Genomic DNA, 21877 nt, shown 5'->3' with positions numbered 1-21877 from the left:
GAAGGGCACGGCCCCGGCAGCGCATCACTCTCGCAGCGCCCGCCTGCACCTGATGAGACGACACCATGTATGACTGGCTGAACGCCTTGCCCAAGGCCGAGTTGCACCTGCACCTGGAAGGTTCCCTGGAACCGGAACTGCTGTTCGCCCTGGCCGAACGCAACAAGATCGCCCTGCCCTGGAGCGACGTCGAGACCCTGCGCAAGGCCTACGCCTTCAACAACCTGCAGGAATTCCTCGACCTGTACTACCAGGGCGCCGACGTGCTGCGCACCTCCCAGGACTTCTACGACCTGACCTGGGCCTACCTGCTGCGCTGCAAAGAACAGAACGTGATCCACACCGAACCCTTCTTCGACCCGCAGACCCACACCGACCGTGGCGTGCCGTTCGAAGTGGTGCTCAACGGCATCGCCAGCGCACTCAAAGATGGCGAGCAGCAACTGGGCATCACCAGCGGCCTGATCCTCAGTTTCCTGCGCCACTTGAGCGAAGAAGAGGCGCAGAAGACCCTCGACCAGGCGCTGCCGTTTCGCGATGCATTCGTCGCCGTGGGCCTGGACAGTTCGGAAATGGGCCACCCACCGAGCAAGTTCCAGCGGGTATTCGACCGCGCGCGCAGCGAAGGCCTCCTGACCGTCGCCCACGCCGGTGAAGAAGGCCCGCCGGAGTACATCTGGGAAGCCCTGGACCTGTTGAAGATCCAGCGCATCGACCACGGTGTACGGGCCTTCGAAGACGAGCGGCTGATGCAGCGCATCATCGACGAGCAGATCCCGCTGACTGTGTGCCCGCTGTCCAACACCAAGCTCTGCGTGTTCGACCACATGTCCCAGCACAACATCCTGCAAATGCTGGAGCGCGGGGTGAAGGTCACGGTCAACTCCGATGACCCGGCCTACTTCGGCGGCTACGTCACCGAGAACTTCCACGCCCTGCACACCGACCTGGGCATGACCCAGGACCAGGCCCGGCGCCTGGCGCAGAACAGCCTGGATGCACGGCTGGTCAAGCCGTAACGGCCTTCGCCGGCCAGCCGGCTCCTACACGAACCTGTAGGAGCCGGCTGGCCGGCGAACAGGCCCCCCCGTCTCTATCAGCTCCCCGCCTCGCTCAACTCCTCCAGGGTCTTGCCCCGGGTTTCCATCCCGAACAGCCAGACCACCCCCGCGGCAATCACGAAGCACGCCGCCCCCAGGGCGAATACGCCGCCCTGCCCGGTCAACGGAAACACCAGCCCGGTCACCAGCGGCCCCAACAGCGAACCGATGCGCCCCACCGCCGAAGCGAACCCCGAGCCCGTGGCCCGGGCCGACGTCGGGTACAACTCGGGGGTATAGGTGTAGAGCACCGCCCACATGCCGAACAGGAAAAACTGCATCAGCAGCCCGGTGCCGATCAGCAGGCTGACGTTGCCGCCAAAGACCGCGCTCTGCCCGTAGAAGAAGGCCATGACCCCGCCGCCGAGCAAGGTCACGATGCACACCGGCTTGCGCCCCCAGCGCTCCACCAGCCAGGCCGCCATGAGGAACCCGGGAATTCCGCCCAGGGAAATCAGCACCGTGTAGTACACCGACTGGGTCACCGCGAAACCGGACTGCTGGAGCAAGGCGCTGAGCCAGGACGTCAGGCCGTAGAAGCCCAGCAGGGCGAAGAACCACAGGCTCCAGATCATCATCGTGCGCTGGCGATAGAGCGGCGACCAGATCTGCTTCAGTGCCGAGAAAAAGTGCCCCGGCGCACTCTCGATACGCGGCAGGTGCAGCGGCTCCGGCAATTGCGCCGTGCCCAGGGAAGCGCGCACCTTGTCTTCGATGCCACACAGCACCCGATCCGCATCGGCGTGGCGCCCGGCCTGTTCCAGCCAGCGCGGTGACTCGGGAATGAAGAAGCGGATCACCAGCACGAACACCGCCGGTACTGCCAGCACCAGGAAGATGTCACGCCAGCCGATCAGCGGCAGGAGGAAATACGAGAGCACCCCGGCGGCGACGAAACCCAGGGGCCAGAAGCCGTCCATCAGGGCTATGTAGCGCCCGCGACGCTGGGCCGGAATCATCTCCGAGAGCATCGACTGGGCGATGGGAAACTCCATGCCCATGCCGATCCCCAGCAGCACCCGGAACAGGGTCAGGCTGTCCACGCTCTGGGCGGTGGAACACAGGTAACTGGCCACGCCCCAGAGCACGATGCTCCACTGGAACACCGGCTTGCGCCCATAGCGGTCGGCAAGCATGCCCGACAGCGAGGCGCCCAGCACCATGCCGAAGAAACTGGAGCTGGCCAGCAGGCCGGCCTGGGCCGAACTCAGACCAAACTCGGTTTTGATCGAGCCGAGGAGGAAAGTCATCATCGCCAGGTCCATGGAGTCGAAGAAAAACGCCAGGGCGATGATGATGAAAATCACCCGGTGATAGCCGCTGATGGGTAACCGTTCCAGGCGCTCTGCGGCGCTGTATTCCTGTATGCCCATGCCCGTTCCCCCGGTTGAATGCTTGACCGCCCGAGTGTGCGGGATCGAGGCCGGGGCTGATTGCCGAGGGCGACCTGTTCGCGTCCGCCAGCGACGCCGAGGGCACGGTGGCCAGACTCGCCGGCAAGCCGGCTCCTATCGCGGGCGTTGCGCGCTGATCTGCGCGCAACGCTCCTGGAGCAGGTCACGCAGTAATTTCACCGGTTTGCTCAGGTGCGCCCGGTGGGTGCACAGCAGGTTCAGCGACGCGCCTTCGCAGCGCAGTTCCGGCAGCAATATCTGCAGGCGGCCGGCCAGCACATCGGCGGCCACATCCAGCCAGGACTTGTAGGCAATTCCTGCTCCGGCCACTGCCCAGCGCCGCACCACATCGGCGTCGTCGCTCAGACGGTCACCACTGACGGTGAGGCTCACCTCGCGCTTGCCGTCATGAAAGCTCCAGAGGTCATGAGCCCGGCTGTCGAGCATGTACAACAGGCAGTTGTGCTGGGCCAGTTGCTCCAGCTGGCGCGGCTCGCCGTAGCGGGCCAGATAACTGGGGGCGGCGCACAGCACCCGGCGGTTGTCCGGAGCCACTGGCAGCGCCACCAGGCTGGAGTCCTCCGGTTCGCCGTAACGCAGGGCAATGTCCACCGGCTGGCGGAACAGGTCGGCAATCCGGTCCCCCAGCAGCAGGCGCACGCTGAGCTTGGGATGTTCACGCTGGAACTCGTCGAGCCAGGGCAACAGCAGATTGCGGCCAAAATCCGAAGGGGCAGAAAGCTGCAACACGCCACTGACCTGATCCTGACCACTGGCCAGCAGGCGCCGGCCTTCATCCAGGTTGCTCAAGGCCGCCCGGGCGTATTCGAGAAAGCCCTCGCCCTCCGCGGTGAGCCGCAGGCTGCGGGTGGAACGGGCCAGCAGGCGTGCGCCCAGGTGTTCCTCGATGCGCTTGAGGGCAGCGCTGGCCACCGCCGGCGACAGGTCCATGACCCGGGCCGCCGCCGACAGGCTGCCCAGGTCTGCGGCACGCACGAACAACTGCAGGTCATCGAATCGCAGCATGAGGCCTTCCTGGATTATCAAAAAAATATTGAAAGAGCCTGCTCTTTTAGCCGGTTTTATCCTCGGGAGAAATAGCCAATCATCCCTTCCATCGCCCAGCACCTGAGGAAGCCCACATGTCCCAAGCCTTCACCGCGATTGCCACCCTGATCGCCAAGCCCCAGCAGCAAGACGTTCTCAAGCGCGAGCTCAGCGCCCTGGTCTCGCCCAGCCGCGAGGAAAGCGGTTGCCAGTACTACGAGCTGCACCAGGATGCCGAGCAACCGGGCACCTTTTACGTGTTGGAGCGCTGGGACGATGAAGCAGCCCTGGAGTTTCATAACAACACCGCGCACTTCCGGCATTTCCTCCATCAGACCCGCGAGGCGATCGAGCACTTTGAGCTCAAGCGCCTGCAGTTAATTGTCTGAGCCTTTTTTCCCTACTCATCATCAGGAACTCAACATGAAAGCCATCGCCTATTACGCTTCCCTGCCCATCGACGATCCCAAGTCCCTGCAAGACATCGAGCTGCCCGAGCCCGTGGCCGGCCCTCGCGATCTGCTGGTGGAGGTCAGGGCCATCTCGGTCAACCCGGTGGACACCAAGGTACGCCAGAACGTCCAGCCCGAAGGCGGCGCAGCCAAGGTGCTGGGTTGGGACGTGGCCGGGGTGGTCAAGGCCGTGGGCAGCGACGTCAGCCTGTTCAAGGTCGGTGACCGGGTGTTCTACGCCGGCTCCATCGCCCGGGCCGGCGGCAACAGTGAGCTGCACACTGTGGATGAACGGATCGTCGGCCACATGCCCAAGAGCCTGGGCTTCGCCGCGGCCGCCGCCCTGCCGCTGACCGCGATCACCGCCTGGGAGCTGCTGTTCGAACGCCTGCAGATCAGCCAGGAGCCGGCTGACAAAGGCCAGAGCCTGCTGATCGTCGGCGCTGCCGGCGGGGTTGGTTCGATCCTCACCCAGCTGGCTCGTCAGCTCACCGGCCTCAAGGTGATCGGCAGTGCCTCTCGCGAACAGACCCAGGCCTGGGTCCGCGAGCTGGGCGCCCATGCGGTGGTGGACCATAGCCAGCCACTGAGCGCCGAACTCCAGCGCATTGGCGCAGGCCAGGTGACCCACGTCGCCAGCCTGACCCAGACCGATGCCCACCTCGACCAACTGGTGGAAGCCCTGGCACCCCAGGGCAAGCTGGCGCTGATCGACGATCCGAAAAGCCTCGACGTGACCAAGCTCAAGCGCAAGAGCCTGTCGTTGCACTGGGAGTTCATGTACACCCGTTCGCTGTTCGAAACCGCCGACATGCAAGAGCAGCACGTGCTGCTCAACCGGGTCGCCGAACTGATTGACGCCGGCACCTTGAAGACCACGGTGGGTGAGCACTTCGGCCAGATCAACGCAGCCAACCTGCGCCGCGCCCACGCCCTGCTGGAGAGCGGCAAGGCTCGCGGCAAGATCGTCCTCGAAGGTTTCTGAGGCGTTAACGAACGGCAGCCGGCACCGGTAAAAGGTGCTGGCTGCCGTCAGTCCGAGAGTTGATTCCGGTCATATTTGTGACCGTATTCGGGTCTACACTGGGGGCCCTTGCAGCGCAGTCTTTTACCGTTAGGAGGTCAGCAATGAAGATCCTGATAAAAGAATTGGCACACCCCCAGGGCTCTCAATGGCAGGTGCGGCTCGACCAGCATGTGGTGACGTTCCGCAGCGAGGCCGAAGCCCGGGCCTTCACCCAGACCCTGCAAAGCCGCCTGCAAGCCCCCCACCCGATTCCCCAGAGCCAGCGCGCCACCGGCTGACTCAGAGCTCGGCAGCCTTCAGCGCCCGGGCATTCTGCAAGCGCCGGGTCATGACCGCCATGCTCACCGCTAGCACACCGCACAGGCTGATGACCATGGCCATCGGCATGGCGCTGCCGTCATGCAGCACACCCACCAGGTACGCCGCCCCTGCCGCCACGCTGAATTGCAGGCAACCGAGCATCGCCGAGGCGCTGCCGGCCCGTGCGCCCTGACCATTCATGGCGCAGGCTGCGGCATTGGGAATGATGCAGCCCAGGCTGGCGATACACACGAACAACGGCAGCAGCAGCGGCCAGAGCGCACTGGTGTGCAAGGCGCTGACGCCGAGCAGGGTCAGGCCCGCTGCCAGGTAGATCCACACGGTGCGCGCCAGCAGGAACGCCGGGCCACGCTTGGCCAGCAGGCGCGCATTGATCTGCGCCACCAGGATGAAGCCCCCGGCATTGATCCCGAAGAACCAGCCGAAGTGCTCCGCTGGCACGCCATAGAGCTTGATGAAGACAAAGGGCGAACCGGCAATGTAGGAAAACATCCCGGCAATGGCGATCCCGCCGGTCAAGGCGTGGCCGAGAAATACCCGGTCCGACAGCAGCAGGCCATATTGGCGCAACGCCCCGGACAGAGGCAGACGCGGGCGGGTGGCCGGCATGCTTTCCGGCAGGCCCAGGGCCACTGCCAGCCCGGACAGTGCACTGAACACCGTGAGCATGATGAAGATCGACTGCCAGCCGTAGAGGTTGACCAGCAGGCCGCCCAGCATTGGCGCCAGGATCGGGGCCAGGCCCATCACCAGCATCAGTTGGGAGAAGACCTTGGCCGAACCCACCGCATCGCACTTGTCGCTGACCACGGCCCGGGAAATCACCATCCCGGCGCATCCGCCCAGGGCCTGGACAAAGCGTGCGCCGATCAGCCATTCCAGGTTCGGCGCATAGGCGCAGGCCAGGGAGGCCAGCGTGAACAGGCCCACCCCCGCCAGCAGCGGCAGGCGCCGGCCAAAACGATCGGCCACCGGGCCATAGGCCAACTGGCCGATGGACAGGCCGAGGAAGTAGGCGGCCAGGGTCAGCTGAACGTGTTTTTCATCGGTGCCGAAAGCCAGGGCCATCGAGGGGAAAGCCGGCAGGTAGAAGTCGATGGCCAGCGGGCCGAAAGCGCTCAGAGCGCCGAGAATCAGGATTGTGCGGAGGTTCATGGCATCCAAACGAGCGTTGGTCAGCGGTCGCACAGTCTAGCCGCGCTTGGACGCCTTGAACATTCCGATAGGTCGCTAACTATATAAAAAGGCTCAGGCAACCTTGACCGCGTAGCCTTCCTCGCTGATCAGGCTGATCACCTCATCGCTGGACAGGCGGCTCTCGACTCCGACTTCCTTGGCCGCCAGATCCACCCGCACGGTGGCCGCCGGGTCCTTGCTTTGCAGCGCCTGGGTGATGGCACGCACACAGTGACCGCAGGACATGCCTTGAACGTTGAATACTTGCATTGCGCTTCTCCTGTATTGGGTTGGAGCAAGTCTTGTCCTTGCCACCGTGGCAAGGTCAAGTTCCGGATTGATCTGCCGGGCTGGAAATCGGCGGCGCGCTCGGCCAAGCTGCACGTCTTACGACATCACAGCGGGAGATTCAGCCATGCGCTGGTCAACTTTCAGCCTCGTCGGCCTCCTGGGCCTGTTCGCGGCAACCCCATCGGCGCTGGCCGCCGGAGAGGACTACGGCGTGCTGATCATTTCCAGGGAGCGGCTGGAAGTCGCCACGTCCTGCGAGATCGGCCTGTACATCCAGGACCAGCTCGCCGGTCGGCTGTTCCAGGAACAGAGCGCCTCGTTCAACCTGCCGCCGGGCAAGGTTTCCCTGCGCCTGAAACTGCTGCCAGGCCAGGCCCCGGGCTGCAACGCCGGGCTGCTTGCCCCGAGTTCCCAGGACATCAGCCTGCGGGCTGGCGATGTGCTGAAGTTCCGCATCGCCATGAACGCCTCGGGCATGTACCTCAAGCCCGCCGCCCTGGAATACTGACACCCCGCCCCCTGCCGAGCTACCGGGGGCCTGCTGTTCGCGCACTGCGAGCAGCCCCTGGGACAAAATGAAGCACCCGTGCAATGCCCCCTTGACCTTGCCTGCGTGGCAAGGTTGATCCTGTAGGCAACATTCACAGGGAGCGTCGCCATGCCTGAATCAACCACTTTCGACCTGCCGATTGCCGGCATGACCTGCGCCAGTTGCGCCGGGCGCGTAGAGCGTGCCCTGGGCAAGGTCGCCGGCATTCGCACGGTCAGCGTCAACCTGGCCACGGAACAGGCTCGGGTCGAAGCACCGCAAGACAGCCTGCCGGCCCTGCTGGAAGCCGTGGAAAACGCCGGCTACAGCGTGCCGGTGCAAGCCGTCGAACTGAGCATCGGCGGCATGACCTGCGCCACCTGCGCCGGGCGAGTCGAACGCGCCTTGAACAAACTCCCCGGCGTCCGCAGCGCCAGCGTCAACCTGGCCACCGAGCGTGCCCATGTCGAACTGCTGGGCCAGGTCGACCCGACGCTGCTGATCAATGCCGTGACCCAGGCCGGCTACTCCGCCAGCCTGTGGCAGGCCGAGCAGAAACAGGGCGACGAGCAACAGCAGAACCTGCGACGCGAGCGCTGGAGCCTGGTGCTGGCCATCCTCCTGGCCCTGCCCCTGGTGCTGCCGATGCTGGTGCAGCCGTTCGGCCTGCACTGGATGCTTCCGGCCTGGGCCCAGTTCGCCCTGGCCACCCCGGTGCAGTTCATCTTCGGTGCACGCTTTTATGTCGCGGCCTGGAAGGCCGTGCGCGCCGGCAGCGGCAACATGGACCTGCTGGTGGCCCTGGGCACCAGCGCCGGCTATGGCCTGAGCCTGTACGAGTGGGCCACCGCCGCCGCGGGCAGCATGCCGCACCTGTACTTCGAGGCCTCGGCGGTGGTAATCGCCCTGGTGCTGCTGGGCAAATACCTGGAAAGCCGCGCCAAGCGCCAGACCGCCAGTGCCATCCGCGCCCTGGAAGCCCTGCGTCCGGAACGAGCGATCCAGGTCATCGACGGCCGCGAACAGGAAGTCGCGATCAGCGCCTTGCGCCTGGGTGACCTGGTGCTGGTCAAGCCCGGCGAGCGCTTTCCGGTGGACGGCGAAGTCATCGAAGGCCAGAGCCATGCCGATGAAGCGCTGATCAGCGGCGAGAGCCTGCCCGTGCCCAAGCAACCCGGCGACAAGGTCACCGGTGGCGCCATCAACGGCGAAGGCCGGCTGCTGGTGCGCACCCTGGCCCTGGGGGCGGAAACCGTGCTGGCGCGGATCATTCGCCTGGTGGAAGACGCCCAGGCCGGCAAGGCACCGATCCAGAAACTGGTGGATAAAGTCAGCCAGGTGTTCGTGCCCACTGTCCTGGTGCTGGCGCTGATCACGCTGGTGGGCTGGTGGCTGCACGGCGCACCGCTGGAAACCGCGGTGATCAACGCCGTGGCGGTGCTGGTGATCGCCTGCCCTTGCGCCCTGGGGCTGGCCACGCCCACGGCGATCATGGCCGGCACCGGCGTGGCGGCCCGCCACGGCATCCTGATCAAGGATGCCGAAGCCCTGGAGCGGGCCCATGAAGTCAGTTCGGTGGTCTTCGACAAGACCGGCACCCTGACCTCCGGCACCCCACGTATCGCCCATATGCAGGCGGTGGAAGGCGATGAAAACAGCGTGCTGCAACTGGCCGGTGCCCTGCAGCGCGGCAGTGAGCACCCTCTGGCCAAGGCGGTGCTGGACCTGTGCCAGGAACGCCAACTGCCGGTGGCTGACGTCAGCGCCAGCCAGTCCCTCACCGGGCGAGGTATCGCCGGCACCCTGGAGGGCCGCCAACTGGCCCTGGGCAACCGCCGCCTGCTGGAAGAAAGCGGCCTCAACCCCGGCGATCTGGCCCAGGCAGCCAGGGACTGGGAACACGAAGGCCGGACCCTGTCCTGGCTGATCGAGCAGAGCCCGCAATCCCGGGTGCTGGGCCTGTTCGCCTTTGGCGACACCCTCAAGCCCGGCGCGTTGCAGGCGGTGCAGCAACTCAATGCACGGCATATCAGCAGCCATTTGCTGACCGGCGACAACCGCGGCAGCGCCAAGGTGGTGGCCGACGCCCTGGGCATCACCGACGTGCACGCCGAAGTGCTGCCGGCGGACAAGGCGGCCACGGTGGCCGAGCTGAAAAAGACCGGCGTGGTGGCCATGGTCGGGGATGGTATCAACGACGCCCCGGCCCTCGCGGCGGCGGACATCGGCATCGCCATGGGCGGCGGCACCGACGTGGCCATGCATGCGGCCGGCATCACCCTGATGCGCGGCGATCCACGGTTGATCCCGGCGGCCCTGGAAATCAGCCGCAAGACCTACGCGAAGATTCGCCAGAACCTGTTCTGGGCCTTCGTCTACAACCTGATCGGCATCCCGCTGGCGGCCTTCGGCCTGCTCAACCCGGTGCTCGCCGGGGCGGCCATGGCGCTGTCCAGCGTCAGCGTGGTCAGCAATGCGCTACTGTTGAAAACCTGGAAACCCAAAGACCTGGAGAACGCCGAATGAACATCGGCCAAGCAGCCCGAAAGAGCGGCCTGAGCGCCAAGATGATCCGTTACTACGAGTCCATCGGCCTGCTCAAGCCCGCCCATCGCAGTGACAGCGGCTATCGCCTGTATGGCGATGACGACCTGCACAGCCTGGCCTTCATCAAGCGCTCCCGGGACCTGGGGTTTTCCCTGGAGGAGGTGGGCAAGCTGCTGACCCTGTGGCAGGACCGGCAGCGGGCCAGCGCCGATGTGAAGGCCCTGGCCCGCCAGCATATCGACGAGTTGAACCAGAAGATCCGCGAGCTGGCAGGGCTGCGCGACACCCTGCAGGACCTGGTGGAGCACTGCCAGGGCGACCACCGCCCGGACTGCCCGATCCTCAAGGAACTGGCCTCGGGCAGTTGCTGCGGATCCTGAGCCTGTGACCTGCCGCCCCATGTAGCCGCTGCCGAGCCCTGGGCGAGGCTGCGAAAAGGCCCGCAGGACCTTGCTTGGCGATCTCCCGCCAGACCTCGGCGCCCTCAAGATCCCTGCGTCCCTTCGGGCCGTGCGCAGCCTTCGGCAGCGGCTACAAGGTGCAAGGGGTCAAGGGGCCCAGGGGCCCAGGGGCCGGGTAGTTTGCGGGAATGAAAAATCCGGCCAAGGCCGGATTTTTTTATGGCATCACTGCATCCAGGGCGGAGGCGGTGGTTCTTCGGATTTGCCCGGCGGCGCATCATCCGCCGCGCGTACTGCCTGGCGACGCTCCTCGTCCAGGCGCGCCGCTTCGATCTCGCGGATCACGCTGCCGACATCCGCCAGTTCTTCAGGGTCGTCGAACTCGCCGGTCAGCACGCTGCCCGGATGCAAGGTGCCAGCTTCGTACAGGGCCCACATTTCCTTGGCATACCGAGTGCCCTTGAGTTCCGGGGCAAAACGCCCGAAATAGGACGCCATGTTGCCGACGTCACGCTCCAGCATGCTGAAGGCATGGTTGTTGCCGGCAGCATCCACCGCCTGGGGCAGGTCGATGATCACCGGGCCATCCGGGGTCAGCAGCACGTTGAACTCGGAAAGGTCACCGTGCACCAGGCCGGTACACAACATCAGCACGATCTGGGAAATCAGGAAGGCGTGATATTCACGGGCCTGGTCCGGTTCCAGCACCACATCGTTGAGCCGCGGCGCCGCATCGCCGTACTCGTCGGCCACCAACTCCATCAACAGCACACCTTCGAGGAAGTCGAACGGCTTGGGCACCCGCACCCCGGCATTGGCCAGACGGAACAACGCCGCCACTTCGGCGTTCTGCCAGGCGTCCTCGGTTTCCTTGCGCCCGAACTTCGAGCCCTTGGCCATGGCCCGCGCCTGACGGCTGTTACGAACCTTGCGCCCCTCCTGATACTCCGCCGCCTGACGGAAACTGCGTTTGTTCGCCTCCTTGTAGACCTTGGCGCAACGTAGCTCGTTGCCGCAGCGCACCACATACACAGCTGCCTCTTTACCACTCATGAGTGGGCGCAGCACCTCGTCTACCAGACCGTCTTCAATCAGCGGTTCAATGCGTTTTGGAGTCTTCATCAGCTTTTATTGTGGGTCCCTTGTTACCAAACACGCGAAAGTCACTCGTTATACGGCAATCCTCCCACGACGGGAAAGGGCTGCCGACCACCGAGCGACAGCAATGCACTCAATGTGCCAGATCAATCCATCGACGCCGCCAAGGATCATAGCCGAGACGGCGTCCGCAACCGTCCATCAGTGGCACTCAAGCCAACCCCTTCGCGGGCCTGCCCGCGGAAGTTTTTTTCTGCCTGCGGCTCAATATTGCTCGGCGCCAGCCGAAGCCCTCAGAGAGACAGGGAGTTTGTCCGACAATCCAATAAAGACGTCAGCCACCGGCCAAGGTTCGATCGCCGCGGGCTCGACTTCACCCCAGGGATGCAATCAGCGTCATCTTTCAAGCTGCCGATAAATCCGCGAGTCGCCTGCACTTCGTGGTCTTACAAAAAACTGGAGCGCGGATGAACATCAAACAGAAATTGACCTGGGCCTTTGCCGTCATCGCCAGCCTGCCCGTGGTGCTGGTAGCCACGCTGGTGGTGATCAACCTGCGCAGCGAGGCCGAAAACACCTTCGTCGACGGCAGCGGCCGCGAGATCCGCCAAGTGGCCAACGCCATGCAGCTGTTCTTCGAAGGCATCAGCCAGAACATCGATTACCTGGCCGCTCAACCCTTGATCACCCAGGCCGGTGACAACCTCAAGACCTGGATGAGCGCCGATGCCGCGAAGGCACCGGAAGGCGAGCAGGACAAACGAATCTTCGAGCTGTTCGCCGCCATGGCCGCCAGCCATCCTGCCTATTCCTATGTGTCCTATGGCGTGAGCAACGGCGGATACGTCTCCTGGCCCGCCGACCTGAAGCTGGCCAACTACGACCCCCGCGTACGCCCCTGGTACAAGACCGCCCAGGCCAACCCGGGCAAGACCCTGCGCACCGAGGCCTATTACTGGGCCAGCGACGATGCGGTGCTGGTCAGCACCGTGCGCTCGCTGGCCAACCAGTTGGGCCCCCAGGGCGGCGTGGTCGCAGTCGACGTGTCGCTCAAGCAGCTCACCGAGATCGTCAAACAGATCAAGCTGGGCGAATCGGGCTACCTGATGCTGATGGAAAACAACGGCACGGTGCTGGTGGACCCCAAGCAGCCGGAGCACAACTTCAAGGCCCTGGGCAGCCTCGGCGAGGGTTACGCGCAACTGGCCAAGGCCGGCAAGGGCCTGGTGCAGGTGGAGCTGGGCGGCGAGCACTACATGGCCAACGTCTGGCCTTCGGAGCAACTGGGCTGGACCTTCATCGGCCTGATCAAGCAGAACGAAGTCATGGGCGCGGCCACCCAGCTGACCTGGATCATCGCCGGTATTGCCGCGATCCTGGCGGTGCTGTTCGCAGTGCTCGGGGCGAGTTTCGCCAGCCTCATCGTGCGGCCGATCCGCGGCGTGGCCAGTGGCCTGGAAGGCATTGCCCAAGGCGAAGGCGATCTGACCCGCAGCCTGAATATCCGTGGCAGCGACGAAACCGCGCAGTTGGCCAACTGGTTCAACCAGTTCCTGGCAGCAATCCGCAACCTGATCCAGAGCATCGGCCAGGCCGCGCAGAAGATCCTCGCCACTTCCCACAGTTCGACCCAGGTCTCCAGCGACATGGCCGAAGCCGCCGGGCGCCAGCGCGAAGCGGTGGACATGGTGTCCACCGCTTTCCACGAAATGGTCGCCACCGCCAACGAAGTGGCCCGCTCCTGCAGCCAGGCCGCCGAGTCGGCGGACAGTGGCCAGCGCCAGGCCCGGGAAGGCCAGCAGCAGATCGATGACGCGGTGCACAGCGTCGATCGCCTGAGCCAGGAGATCGAACAGTCGGCGCAGTCGATGCAGCAACTGGAACGCGACAGCACCGACATCCAGTCGATCCTCGGCACCATCCGCTCGATCGCCGAACAGACCAACCTGCTGGCGCTGAACGCGGCCATCGAGGCCGCCCGGGCCGGGGAGCAGGGTCGCGGTTTTGCCGTGGTGGCCGACGAGGTGCGGGCCCTGGCCAAGCGTACCGCCGACTCCACTGCCGAGATCGACGGGCTGCTGGGCAACCTGGCCAAACGCACCAGCGCCGTGACCCAGCAGATGCACGCCAGCCTGGAAGTGTCCCAGCAGTCGGTGAACCGCATCGGCCTGGCGCGCAACAGCTTCGGGCAGATCCGCGAATCGGTGGACGTGATCCGCGACATGAACACCCAGATCGCCACCGCCGCCGAAGAGCAGCATCAGGTGGCGGAAGACATCAACCGGCACATCAGCCAGATCCATGGCGATGCGCAACTGGTGGCGGAACTGGCGAACTCGGCGCGCCTGGACTCCCAGAGCCTGGCGGGGCTGTCCAATGAGCTGGACGCCCTGGTACGGCGCTTCAAGACCTGAAGACGCTTTCGCCGGCAAGCCGGCTCCTACGAATGGGCGGCATTTCTGTGTAGGAGCCTGCGTGCCGGGGAAGGCCACGAACCTCAGCGCTCGATGATCGCCGTCACACCCTGGCCGCCCGCGGCACAGATGGAAATCAGCCCGCGCCCCTGCCCCGCCACACTCAGCAGCTTCGCCAGGTTGGCGACGATGCGCCCGCCGGTGGCGGCAAACGGGTGCCCTGCCGCCAGGGAACTGCCTTTGACGTTGAGCCGGGCGCGATCGATGCTGCCCAGAGGTGCCTCCAGGCCCAGCCTGGCCTTGCAGTATTCGGGGTCTTCCCAGGCCTTGAGAGTGCACAGCACCTGGGCGGCGAAGGCTTCGTGGATCTCGTAGTAGTCGAAGTCCTGCAGGCTCAGGCCATTGCGCGCCAGCAAGCGCGGCACGGCGTATGCCGGGGCCATCAGCAGGCCCTCGGCGCCGTTGACGAAGTCCACCGCCGCGGCCTCGCCGTCGCGCAGGTAGGCAAGAACCGGCAGGCCCCGCTCCCTGGCCCACGCTTCACTGCCCAACAGCACCAGCGAGGCGCCATCGGTCAGGGGCGTGGAGTTGCCCGCCGTCAGCGTGCCGCTGGCGCTACGGTCGAAGGCCGGCTTGAGGCTGGCGAGCTTTTCCAGGGTCAGGTCCGGGCGCAGGTTGTTGTCCCGGGTCAGGCCGAGGAAGGGAGTGATCAGGTCGTCCTGCCAGCCTTCGGCGTAGGCGGCGGCCATTTTCTGATGGCTTTCCAGGGCCAGTTGATCCTGATCGGCGCGGGCAATGTTCCAGGTCTTGGCCATCTGCTCGCAGTGCTCGCCCATGGACAAGCCGGTGCGCGGCTCGCCATTGCGCGGCAGTTCCGGCTTGAGGTGATGGGGCCGCAGTTGCAGCAGGGTCTTGAGCTTGTCGCCGGTGCTCTTGGCGCGGTTGGCCTGCAACAGGATCTTGCGCAGGCCTTCGTTGACCCCGATCGGCGCATCCGAAGTGGTATCCACCCCGCCGGCGATGCCGCAGTCGATCTGCCCCAGGGCGATCTTGTTGGCCACCAGCAGCGCCGCTTCCAGGCCCGTGCCGCAGGCCTGCTGGATATCGTAGGCCGGGGTGGTGGGCGAAAGCCGTGAGCCGAGCACGCATTCGCGGGTCAGGTTGAAGTCCCGGGAATGCTTGAGCACGGCACCGGCGGCCACCTCGCCAAGGCGCAGGCCGTGCAGGTTGTAGCGCTCGATCAGGCCCTCCAGGGCGGCGGTGAGCATCGCCTGGTTGCTGGCGGTGGCATAGGGGCCGTTGGAACGGGCGAAGGGGATGCGGTTGCCGCCGATAATCGCGACGCGACGCAGCTGTGTCATGGAAAGCTCCCTATTCTGTGAGTGCGACTGCGGTGGGTACCTCCTCCAGCGTAGGAGGGATCTGGCCGATCGAACGACCCCGGGCCATTCATGGTCCACACTTTGAACCCCAACCTTCGGAGTGCGTTCCATGTCTGACCGTTATATCGACTTCGCCAACTCGTCCATCGGCCAGCGCCTGGTCGGGGCTCTTGGCCTGCCGTCGCCGGTACGCCTGGAGCGCTGGCAAGCCGGTCGCCTGCGGCCTATCGAAGGTGCGCTGTTGCTCGGCGGCGGCGCGCTGGCACAACAGGTGGCCGCCCTGGCGCCGCGCCTGACCGATGGCATCTACAGCTATGGCGCCGACCCGTCCCTGGCCACCCCATGGATTCCGGGCCACGGGCCCAGGCTCAAGGCCGTGGTGTTCGACGCCAGCGAGCTGCTGCACACCGACCAGCTCAAGCAATTGCGGGAATTCTTCCAGCCACTGCTGAGAAACCTCGAGCCCAGCGCCCACCTGGTCATCCTCGGACGCGCCCCGGAAACCCTTGACGAGCCCTTCGCCGCCAGCGCCCAGCGCGCCCTGGAAGGCTTCAGCCGCTCCCTGGCCAAGGAACTGCGCAACGGCGCCACCCTGCAATTGCTGTATGTGGCAGCCGGAGCAGAAGAACAGCTGGAAGGCGCCTTGCGCTTCTTTCTCTCGCCCAAGAGCGCCTACGTTTCCGGGCAGGTGATCCGCTTGCAGCCCTGCGCGACCCAGGTCCAGGACTGGAGCCGCCCGCTGGCCGGGCGCAAGGCCCTGGTCACCGGCGCCGCCCGCGGCATTGGTGCGGCCATCGCCGAAACCCTGGCCCGGGACGGCGCCCAGGTCCTGCTGCTGGACGTGCCCCAGGTCAAGGCCGATCTGGAAGCCCTGGCGGCCCGTCTCGGCGGCCGCGCCATCTGCCTGGACATCTGCGCCGAAGACGCTCCGGCACAGTTGATCGAGCAACTGCCGGAGGGCATCGACATCCTGGTGCACAACGCCGGCATCACCCGGGACAAGACCCTGGCCAACATGACCCCGGAATACTGGGACGCGGTGCTGGCGGTGAACCTCAATGCGCCCCAGGTGCTGACCCAGGCCCTGCTGGACAGCGCACGCCTGCACGACCATGGCCGGGTGATCCTGCTGGCCTCCATCAGCGGCATCGCCGGCAACCGCGGGCAAACCAACTACGCCGCCAGCAAGGCCGGGCTGATTGGCCTGGCCCAGGCCTGGGCGCCGCTGCTGCACGCCCGGGATATCAGCATCAATGCCGTGGCGCCGGGCTTCATCGAGACCCAGATGACCGCCAAGGTGCCCTTCGCCCTGCGCGAAGCTGGAAGGCGCATGAGTTCCCTGGGCCAGGGCGGCCTGCCTCAGGACGTTGCCGAAGCGGTGGCCTGGCTCGGCCAGCCGGGCAGCGGCGCCGTCAGCGGGCAGGCCCTGCGGGTCTGCGGACAAAGTCTCTTGGGGGCCTGAAAATGACTGCACACTGGCACGAACTGAACCTGCCCGCGTCCCTGCCGCCGCTGTTTCTCAAAGCGGCAATGCGCCGACGGATCAACGGCACGCAGTTACCCGAATACGGCCTGCGCTGCTGGATCAGCCTGGCCCCCGGGCAACTGGCGGGCTACCGCAAGGTCTGCGGCTTTGCCGATAACGGCTTGCTGCCCGCGACCTACCCCCATGTGCTGGCGTTTCCCTTGCAGATGCAACTGCTTACTGCCCGGGACTTTCCATTTCCACTGCTGGGGCTGATTCACCTGGGCAACAGGATTCGTGTGTTGCGCCCCATGGGCAATGTCAGCAGCGTTCGAATCGGGGTCCAGGTGTGCAACCTGCAACCCCACGCCAAAGGCGCAACATTCGACCTGGTGACCACAGTGGACGATTTGCTGGGCCCCCTCTGGGAAGCGCAAAGCCGCATGCTCTGCCGTGGAGTCAAGTTGGTGGGAGAACCTTCCAGCCAACACTTGCCCAACGCCGACAATCTCGGCGAAGTCGCCTGCTGGCGCGCCGAGCGCGATATCGGCCGGCGCTACGCCAGGGTTTCCGGCGACTACAACCCGATCCACCTGAGCGCCTGGAGCGCCCGGCTGTTCGGCTTTCCCCAGGCCATCGCCCATGGCCTGTGGAACAAGGCGCGCACCCTGGCAGCCCTGAGCGAGCATCTGCCAGCAGCGAACATCGAAGTGACGGTGCAGTTCATGAAGCCCGTGCTGCTGCCCAGCGAAGTGCGCCTGCTGGCCAGTGCCGGGGGTTCAAGCGGAGAACTGCAGTTGCTGGGCAGCGGCGAGTTGCAGCATATGCTGGGCAACTGGCAGCCAATCGCCTGAGTGGCCTCAGCCCCGGCGGATCAGCACCACCCCGACGACGATCAGCAGCAATCCGGCAATCTTGCCGAGGCTGACCGGCGCTTCCCGAAACCCCACCCAGCCAAAGTGGTCCAGCGCCAGAGCCATGCTCAACTGGCCGGCCAGCACCAGCGACATGAACAGCAGGGCGCCGACCCGCGGCCCGGCAAAGGCGGCCGTGGTAATGAAGAACGCCCCCAGCAGGCCGCCGCACCAATGCCACCAGGTCAGGCCCTTGAGGGCACCCAGGGTCGGCATTTCGCGCTGCAGCACCACCAGCACCAGCAGCGCCGCGGTGCCGACAAAAAAAGAGATCAGGGCCGCAGCCAGCACCCCGCCGACCTGCTTGGCCAGTTGACCGTTGATTCCGGCTTGCAGGGCGAGAAAGGCCCCGGCAACAAACGGCAGGCACAGCAGCCACCAGACCGGCATCTGCATATTGAGCTCCAGAGAGTTTTGGGCGGCGCAGTATAAACCAGGCCCCCCATCCCCCTGCCAGCCACTAAACCCCAACGGGAAAGTGCAAGTACCGCGAACTCTGCACAAAAACAGCCTATTAATTGTATATATATAACTTTAGTTTAACGAGCACTTCCCAAGGACACTAAAAAACACCAAATCATTGTTTTAAAACAATTCATCACACACTAGGAGCGCCAACCAATACTTTGAGACTAGCTACTTGTAAATCAATAAACCGAGCAAAAATAAGTCATTAATACCAAGTTCATAATTGTTCAATTTATTCCCTGCGCCTTTTATGTAGACAACGGACGAAGGTATCTCCAGCGCAAGAACTGGAGAGCTATCGAAAACAACGAACGTTGTAATAGGTGCAAGGAATACCAGACATGAAAACTCAATTCGGATGGAAAGCGTTAACGGCAATAACCATGATCCTGACCCTCAGCCTGGCAGGCTGCAGCGGCGGTGGTGGCGGTCATAAAAGTGGTGGCAGCAGCTCGCCAGCCAGTGCCAGCGGCGGTACTGACGGCACCGGTGGCACTGGTGGCGGCACAGGCGGAACAGGAGGCACTGGAGGTGGCACTGGTGGTACCGGTGGAGGCACAGGTGGTACCGGCGGCACTGGCGGAGGCACAGGTGGCACTGGCGGAACCGGAGGAACTGGCGGTACCACCACTCCCCTGACGACCAGCAGCCTGGTCTCGGATCTGGGTACCACCCTCAGCGGCGTCGGTACCGGTGTCAGCGGCCTGGGCACTTCCCTGGCCACCGTACCTGTGGTTGGAGGCGTGGTACAAAGCGCCGTCAACACCACCGGCAACGTGGTGGACACCGTCGGTGACGGCCTGACCAACGGCCTGGGCAAACTGGGCACCGATCCCAAGGCACTGAGCAAGACCACTGCCACCGTCGGCAATGTGGTCGGCGATGTGGGCACCGGGGTCACCGACCTCAGCGGCAAACTGGCAACCACCACCCAGAGCGTTCCGGTGGTGGGTGGCCTGGTGACCAGGGTGGCTCCGGTAGTCGGCGGCGTAGGCACCCGGGTGACCATGCTCGGTAATACCCTGAGCACCGTCACCAGCAGCGGACCTCTGGGAACACTGACCGACAATGTCGGCGATAAGGTACTGGTTCCAGTGGTCAGCCTGGCGGAAGACGTGACCGGCAATATCGGCGGCGCCACCGGTCTTGGCTCCCCTGTAAAAGGTCTGCTCAATGGCGTAGCTCAGGCCGTGGACAGCACCGGTAACAAGATCACTGACGCTGGCAACGGCAACCCTGTAACAAATCTGTTGGGCAACACCCTGAGCAACGCAAGTACGGCCGTGGGCACTGCCGGCGGTTATGTGAGCAACTCGGGTAGCGGAACCGGGAATGGCAGTGGCCTCGGCGGCAACAACGGCCTGCTGGAAACTGTCGGCGGTGCAGTGGCCAACTTGAGCAACGGCCTGAATGCCGGCAATACCAACGGTACCGTTAGCGCAGGCGGGGTCACCGGAGCGGCAGCCGGCAACCTGATCGCCTCGGTAGGCGGCGCTCTAGGCGGCAGCGGTACCCCTAACCTGGTAGTCACTGCACCATTGGCCAGCGTCGGAGTGAGCCTGGGCTCGGCATTGAACCCCGTCACCAGTTCGGTTGCCGGCCTGACTCAGCAAGTAGGTGCTGCTACCGGCCTGGGTAGCCCGACCAGCAGTCTTCTAGGCCAGGTGGGCGGCGCAGTCAGCAACGTAGGTGCGGGCGTGGCCAGCAATAGTGGCGCCAATCCGATAGGTACCGCCTTGGGCAGCACCCTTGGAGCCGTGGGCAACACCGTGGCTTCGGTTGGCGGCCTGGTCAACGGCGGCACAGCGCCCAGTGGCGGCTTGCTCGGTGGCCTTGGCGTAGGCGCCAACGCCAGCGCCAGTGGCAGTGCCTCTGCCGGTGCGGGCCTCAATGGCGGCCTGGGTGGAGTGCTCGGCGGCCTGACCGGCGCCCTGGGCGGCAACAAGAAATAATTTTGCACCTGGCCGATTCGACGGCCTCACCTGCAGCGCCTACGCTTGGTTGAGGGCGGGAGATTCCCACGAGTCTCTCGCCTTTTTGTTTATCCAGAGACAAGCATCCAGAGCCAGATTGTGGCCAAGACCCGAGCGGCAACTGGAGCCAGGAACTTTCTACACCGCTGCGGCTCGACCATGGAGTGTCCTATGCGCACGTTGGCCAGTTTGTTGTTAGTTGGATGCTGTACCTCCGTTTACGCCGACTCCCTTCCGCGCTTTCTCAACAGCAATGACAGCATCAACAACCTGCCCCAACCCAACCTGCCGGTGGATGCCTACCGCCCGGCAACCCCGCAACCGCAACTGCCCGAGCAACCCACTGCGCCGCAAGGCCAGCAGCCGCTGATGATGGGCACCAAGGTCACGGTGCGCCAGGTGCAGATCGAGGGCGGTACGGTCTACCCCCTCGAAGAACTGGCAGCGATCTACCAGCCACTGCTCGGCCACGAGGCCAGCTTCGGCCAGTTGATCGAGGCCACGCGCAACATCACCCGGCGCTATCAGAACGACGGCTACCTGCTGTCCTACGCCTTCATGCCACAGCAGAACTTCGACCAGGGCGTGCTGCGGGTGGTGCTGGTGGAAGGCTACATTCGGGACTACCAGCTGCAGGGCGATATAGGCCCGGTATCCGCTTACCTGGACAAACTGGTGAGCAAGCTCAAGGCCGAGCGCCCGCTGACCCGCAAGACCTTCGAACGCTACACCACACTGATGAGCAAGGTTCCCGGGGTCACCCTGCAGGCGGTAGTGCCGCCACCGGGCACTACCGACGGCGCAACCCAACTGGTGGCAGTGGCCAGCCGCAAGGCCATCGCCACCACCCTCAACAGCACCGACGACAACCGCAACGGCCTGCAGGCCTTGGTGGGCATCACCAGCAACTCGCAGACCGCCTGGGGCGAACAGCTCAGCCTCAGCGGGCTGTTCCCGCCGGGCCACGACAAGGAACACTACTACCGCCTGGACTACAGCCAGTTGCTGGGTTCGGAAGGCACGCAACTGAGCCTCTACGGCGCTCGCTACCGCGCCGACCCACGGAGCAACGTGCAGCTGGACAACGGGATCGAGCTGGAGCCCCATCGGGAGAACGACCGCTTTTCCATCGGCGTCAGCCACCCTTTCATCGCCTCGCCCAATGAAATGCTCACCGCCGGCACACGCCTGTATGCGGTAAATGACAAGACCCGTTACCGGGTCAGCAACAGCCCGCTGACCCTGGAAGAAAAAACCGACATCCGCGCCCTGGCGCTTGAGGCGGACTGGAGCAAGTCCGATCCGCGCCAACTGCGGATTCTCAGCGCCGGCCTGTATCGGGGCCTGGACAGCATGGGCGCCGAGACCAACAACAGCCTCTATGATCTGGATTTCTTCCGCCTGCGCCTGGCCGGGGTACAGAGCGATCGTTTCCTGGACAATTGGCAAGGCGTGCTTTCCGCCGCCTGGTACTGGAGCAACGACAACCTGCCCGACAGCGAGCGGGCGTCCTTTGGCGGGCAGAACTTCGCTCGCGGCTACCCCGATGACCAGGCGACCGGGGACAAGGGCTGGGGCGTGGCCTACGAAGTGAACTACAGTTTCAACCGCGAGGGGCCCTGGGTGCGTGTGCTGCAGCCCTATGTGGTGCTGGACCGCTCCAAGACCTGGTTCAACCAGTTGCCGGTCAGGGGCAGCAGCCTGTCATCCGCCGCGGTCGGTTTGCGTTTCGGTGATGCCAAGCACTACAACATCGCCCTGGAAGCGGCCAAGCCGATGTCCGATGAAGCCCTCGACACCTACAACCGCAAGCCACGCTATACCTTGAGCTTCAGCTATCAACTTTGAACATCCGGATGACTGAGACCCGCTTTCGAG

At 64.7% G+C, this 21877-nt stretch carries 19 protein-coding genes; 12 read left to right on the top strand and 7 right to left on the bottom strand.

Features of this window, described 5'->3' with window-relative positions; translation table 11 throughout:
- The first annotated feature begins 65 nt into the window (after positions 1 to 65).
- Positions 66 to 1019: an adenosine deaminase gene (locus ABCR88_RS03675; RefSeq protein ID WP_350404135.1), complete on the top strand. Its 954-nt coding sequence runs from the start codon at positions 66 to 68 to the stop codon at positions 1017 to 1019.
- A 77-nt stretch (positions 1020 to 1096) separates the two neighbouring features.
- Here the strand turns inward: ABCR88_RS03675 and ABCR88_RS03670 are convergent, their stop codons facing one another.
- Together ABCR88_RS03670 and ABCR88_RS03665 are read right to left on the bottom strand one after the other, a co-directional pair.
- The gene (locus tag ABCR88_RS03670; protein WP_041115768.1) at positions 1097 to 2473 is read right to left on the bottom strand and encodes an MFS transporter; all 1377 of its coding nucleotides are present in this window, start codon (positions 2471 to 2473) and stop codon (positions 1097 to 1099) included.
- 135 nt (positions 2474 to 2608) lie between these two features.
- Positions 2609 to 3520 carry a LysR family transcriptional regulator gene (locus ABCR88_RS03665; RefSeq protein ID WP_041115766.1) on the bottom strand — a complete coding sequence of 304 codons (912 nt, stop codon included), beginning with the start codon at positions 3518 to 3520 and terminating at the stop codon, positions 2609 to 2611.
- A 116-nt stretch (positions 3521 to 3636) separates the two neighbouring features.
- Here ABCR88_RS03665 and ABCR88_RS03660 point away from each other — a divergent pair, with 116 nt between their 5' ends.
- The 3 genes from ABCR88_RS03660 to ABCR88_RS03650 all read left to right on the top strand — a co-directional run bounded on the left by ABCR88_RS03660 (position 3637) and on the right by ABCR88_RS03650 (position 5298).
- Positions 3637 to 3930: a putative quinol monooxygenase gene (locus ABCR88_RS03660; RefSeq protein WP_015634025.1), complete on the top strand. Its 294-nt coding sequence runs from the start codon at positions 3637 to 3639 to the stop codon at positions 3928 to 3930.
- Between the two features lie 34 nt (positions 3931 to 3964).
- Positions 3965 to 4978, top strand: coding sequence for a zinc-binding alcohol dehydrogenase family protein (locus ABCR88_RS03655; protein ID WP_041115764.1), 1014 nt, complete (start codon positions 3965 to 3967; stop codon positions 4976 to 4978).
- Positions 4979 to 5121: 143 nt separating this feature from the next.
- A complete protein-coding gene (locus tag ABCR88_RS03650) occupies positions 5122 to 5298 on the top strand; it encodes a hypothetical protein (protein ID WP_015634024.1) in 177 nt (58 codons plus the stop codon).
- 1 nt (position 5299) lies between these two features.
- Here the strand turns inward: ABCR88_RS03650 and ABCR88_RS03645 are convergent, their stop codons facing one another.
- Positions 5300 to 6496, bottom strand: coding sequence for a multidrug effflux MFS transporter (locus ABCR88_RS03645; protein ID WP_011059082.1), 1197 nt, complete (start codon positions 6494 to 6496; stop codon positions 5300 to 5302).
- 93 nt (positions 6497 to 6589) lie between these two features.
- A complete protein-coding gene (locus tag ABCR88_RS03640) occupies positions 6590 to 6787 on the bottom strand; it encodes a cation transporter (protein WP_011059081.1) in 198 nt (65 codons plus the stop codon).
- Between the two features lie 145 nt (positions 6788 to 6932).
- On the opposite strand from ABCR88_RS03640, the gene ABCR88_RS03635 reads away from it, so the two are divergent.
- The 3 genes from ABCR88_RS03635 (at position 6933) to cueR (ending at position 10264) form a co-directional block, all read left to right on the top strand.
- Positions 6933 to 7316: a hypothetical protein gene (locus ABCR88_RS03635; protein ID WP_011059080.1), complete on the top strand. Its 384-nt coding sequence runs from the start codon at positions 6933 to 6935 to the stop codon at positions 7314 to 7316.
- A 150-nt stretch (positions 7317 to 7466) separates the two neighbouring features.
- Positions 7467 to 9863 (top strand): heavy metal translocating P-type ATPase, encoded by a 2397-nt coding sequence (locus tag ABCR88_RS03630; protein ID WP_350404134.1) that lies wholly within the window; start codon positions 7467 to 7469, stop codon positions 9861 to 9863.
- Complete coding sequence (gene cueR, locus ABCR88_RS03625; protein WP_011059078.1) at positions 9860 to 10264, top strand: Cu(I)-responsive transcriptional regulator; 405 nt, start codon at positions 9860 to 9862, stop codon at positions 10262 to 10264. The genes ABCR88_RS03630 and cueR overlap by 4 nt, the downstream gene beginning before the upstream one ends.
- 246 nt (positions 10265 to 10510) lie before the next feature.
- Here the strand turns inward: cueR and ABCR88_RS03620 are convergent, their stop codons facing one another.
- Complete coding sequence (locus ABCR88_RS03620; protein ID WP_011059077.1) at positions 10511 to 11407, bottom strand: PA4780 family RIO1-like protein kinase; 897 nt, start codon at positions 11405 to 11407, stop codon at positions 10511 to 10513.
- 443 nt (positions 11408 to 11850) lie between these two features.
- Here ABCR88_RS03620 and ABCR88_RS03615 point away from each other — a divergent pair, with 443 nt between their 5' ends.
- Positions 11851 to 13797, top strand: a complete 1947-nt coding sequence (locus ABCR88_RS03615; protein WP_011059076.1) for a methyl-accepting chemotaxis protein — start codon at positions 11851 to 11853, stop codon at positions 13795 to 13797.
- A gap of 83 nt (positions 13798 to 13880) precedes the next feature.
- On the opposite strand, the gene ABCR88_RS03610 is transcribed toward ABCR88_RS03615, so the two are convergent.
- Positions 13881 to 15158 (bottom strand): acetyl-CoA C-acetyltransferase, encoded by a 1278-nt coding sequence (locus ABCR88_RS03610; protein WP_015634021.1) that lies wholly within the window; start codon positions 15156 to 15158, stop codon positions 13881 to 13883.
- A gap of 130 nt (positions 15159 to 15288) precedes the next feature.
- On the opposite strand from ABCR88_RS03610, the gene ABCR88_RS03605 reads away from it, so the two are divergent.
- Together ABCR88_RS03605 and ABCR88_RS03600 are read left to right on the top strand one after the other, a co-directional pair.
- A complete protein-coding gene (locus ABCR88_RS03605; RefSeq protein ID WP_015634020.1) occupies positions 15289 to 16641 on the top strand; it encodes a 3-oxoacyl-ACP reductase in 1353 nt (450 codons plus the stop codon).
- A gap of 2 nt (positions 16642 to 16643) precedes the next feature.
- A complete protein-coding gene (locus ABCR88_RS03600; protein WP_325985490.1) occupies positions 16644 to 17498 on the top strand; it encodes a MaoC/PaaZ C-terminal domain-containing protein in 855 nt (284 codons plus the stop codon).
- Between the two features lie 6 nt (positions 17499 to 17504).
- Here the strand turns inward: ABCR88_RS03600 and ABCR88_RS03595 are convergent, their stop codons facing one another.
- Positions 17505 to 17954 carry a DMT family transporter gene (locus ABCR88_RS03595; RefSeq protein WP_041115753.1) on the bottom strand — a complete coding sequence of 150 codons (450 nt, stop codon included), beginning with the start codon at positions 17952 to 17954 and terminating at the stop codon, positions 17505 to 17507.
- A 413-nt stretch (positions 17955 to 18367) separates the two neighbouring features.
- Between ABCR88_RS03595 and ABCR88_RS03590 the strand changes: the two genes are divergently transcribed.
- Entirely contained in the window at positions 18368 to 19978 is a 1611-nt protein-coding gene (locus ABCR88_RS03590) for a collagen-like triple helix repeat-containing protein (protein ID WP_041115751.1), read from the top strand.
- Positions 19979 to 20170: 192 nt separating this feature from the next.
- A complete protein-coding gene (locus tag ABCR88_RS03585) occupies positions 20171 to 21847 on the top strand; it encodes a POTRA domain-containing protein (protein ID WP_041115749.1) in 1677 nt (558 codons plus the stop codon).
- Positions 21848 to 21877 lie beyond the last annotated feature (30 nt).

Origin of the sequence: Pseudomonas sp. W17 (genome assembly GCF_040268305.1) — a bacterium.
In the GTDB taxonomy this organism is placed as follows: Bacteria; Pseudomonadota; Gammaproteobacteria; order Pseudomonadales; family Pseudomonadaceae; genus Aquipseudomonas; species Aquipseudomonas protegens.
This window is presented reverse-complemented; position numbering and strand designations above follow the sequence as displayed.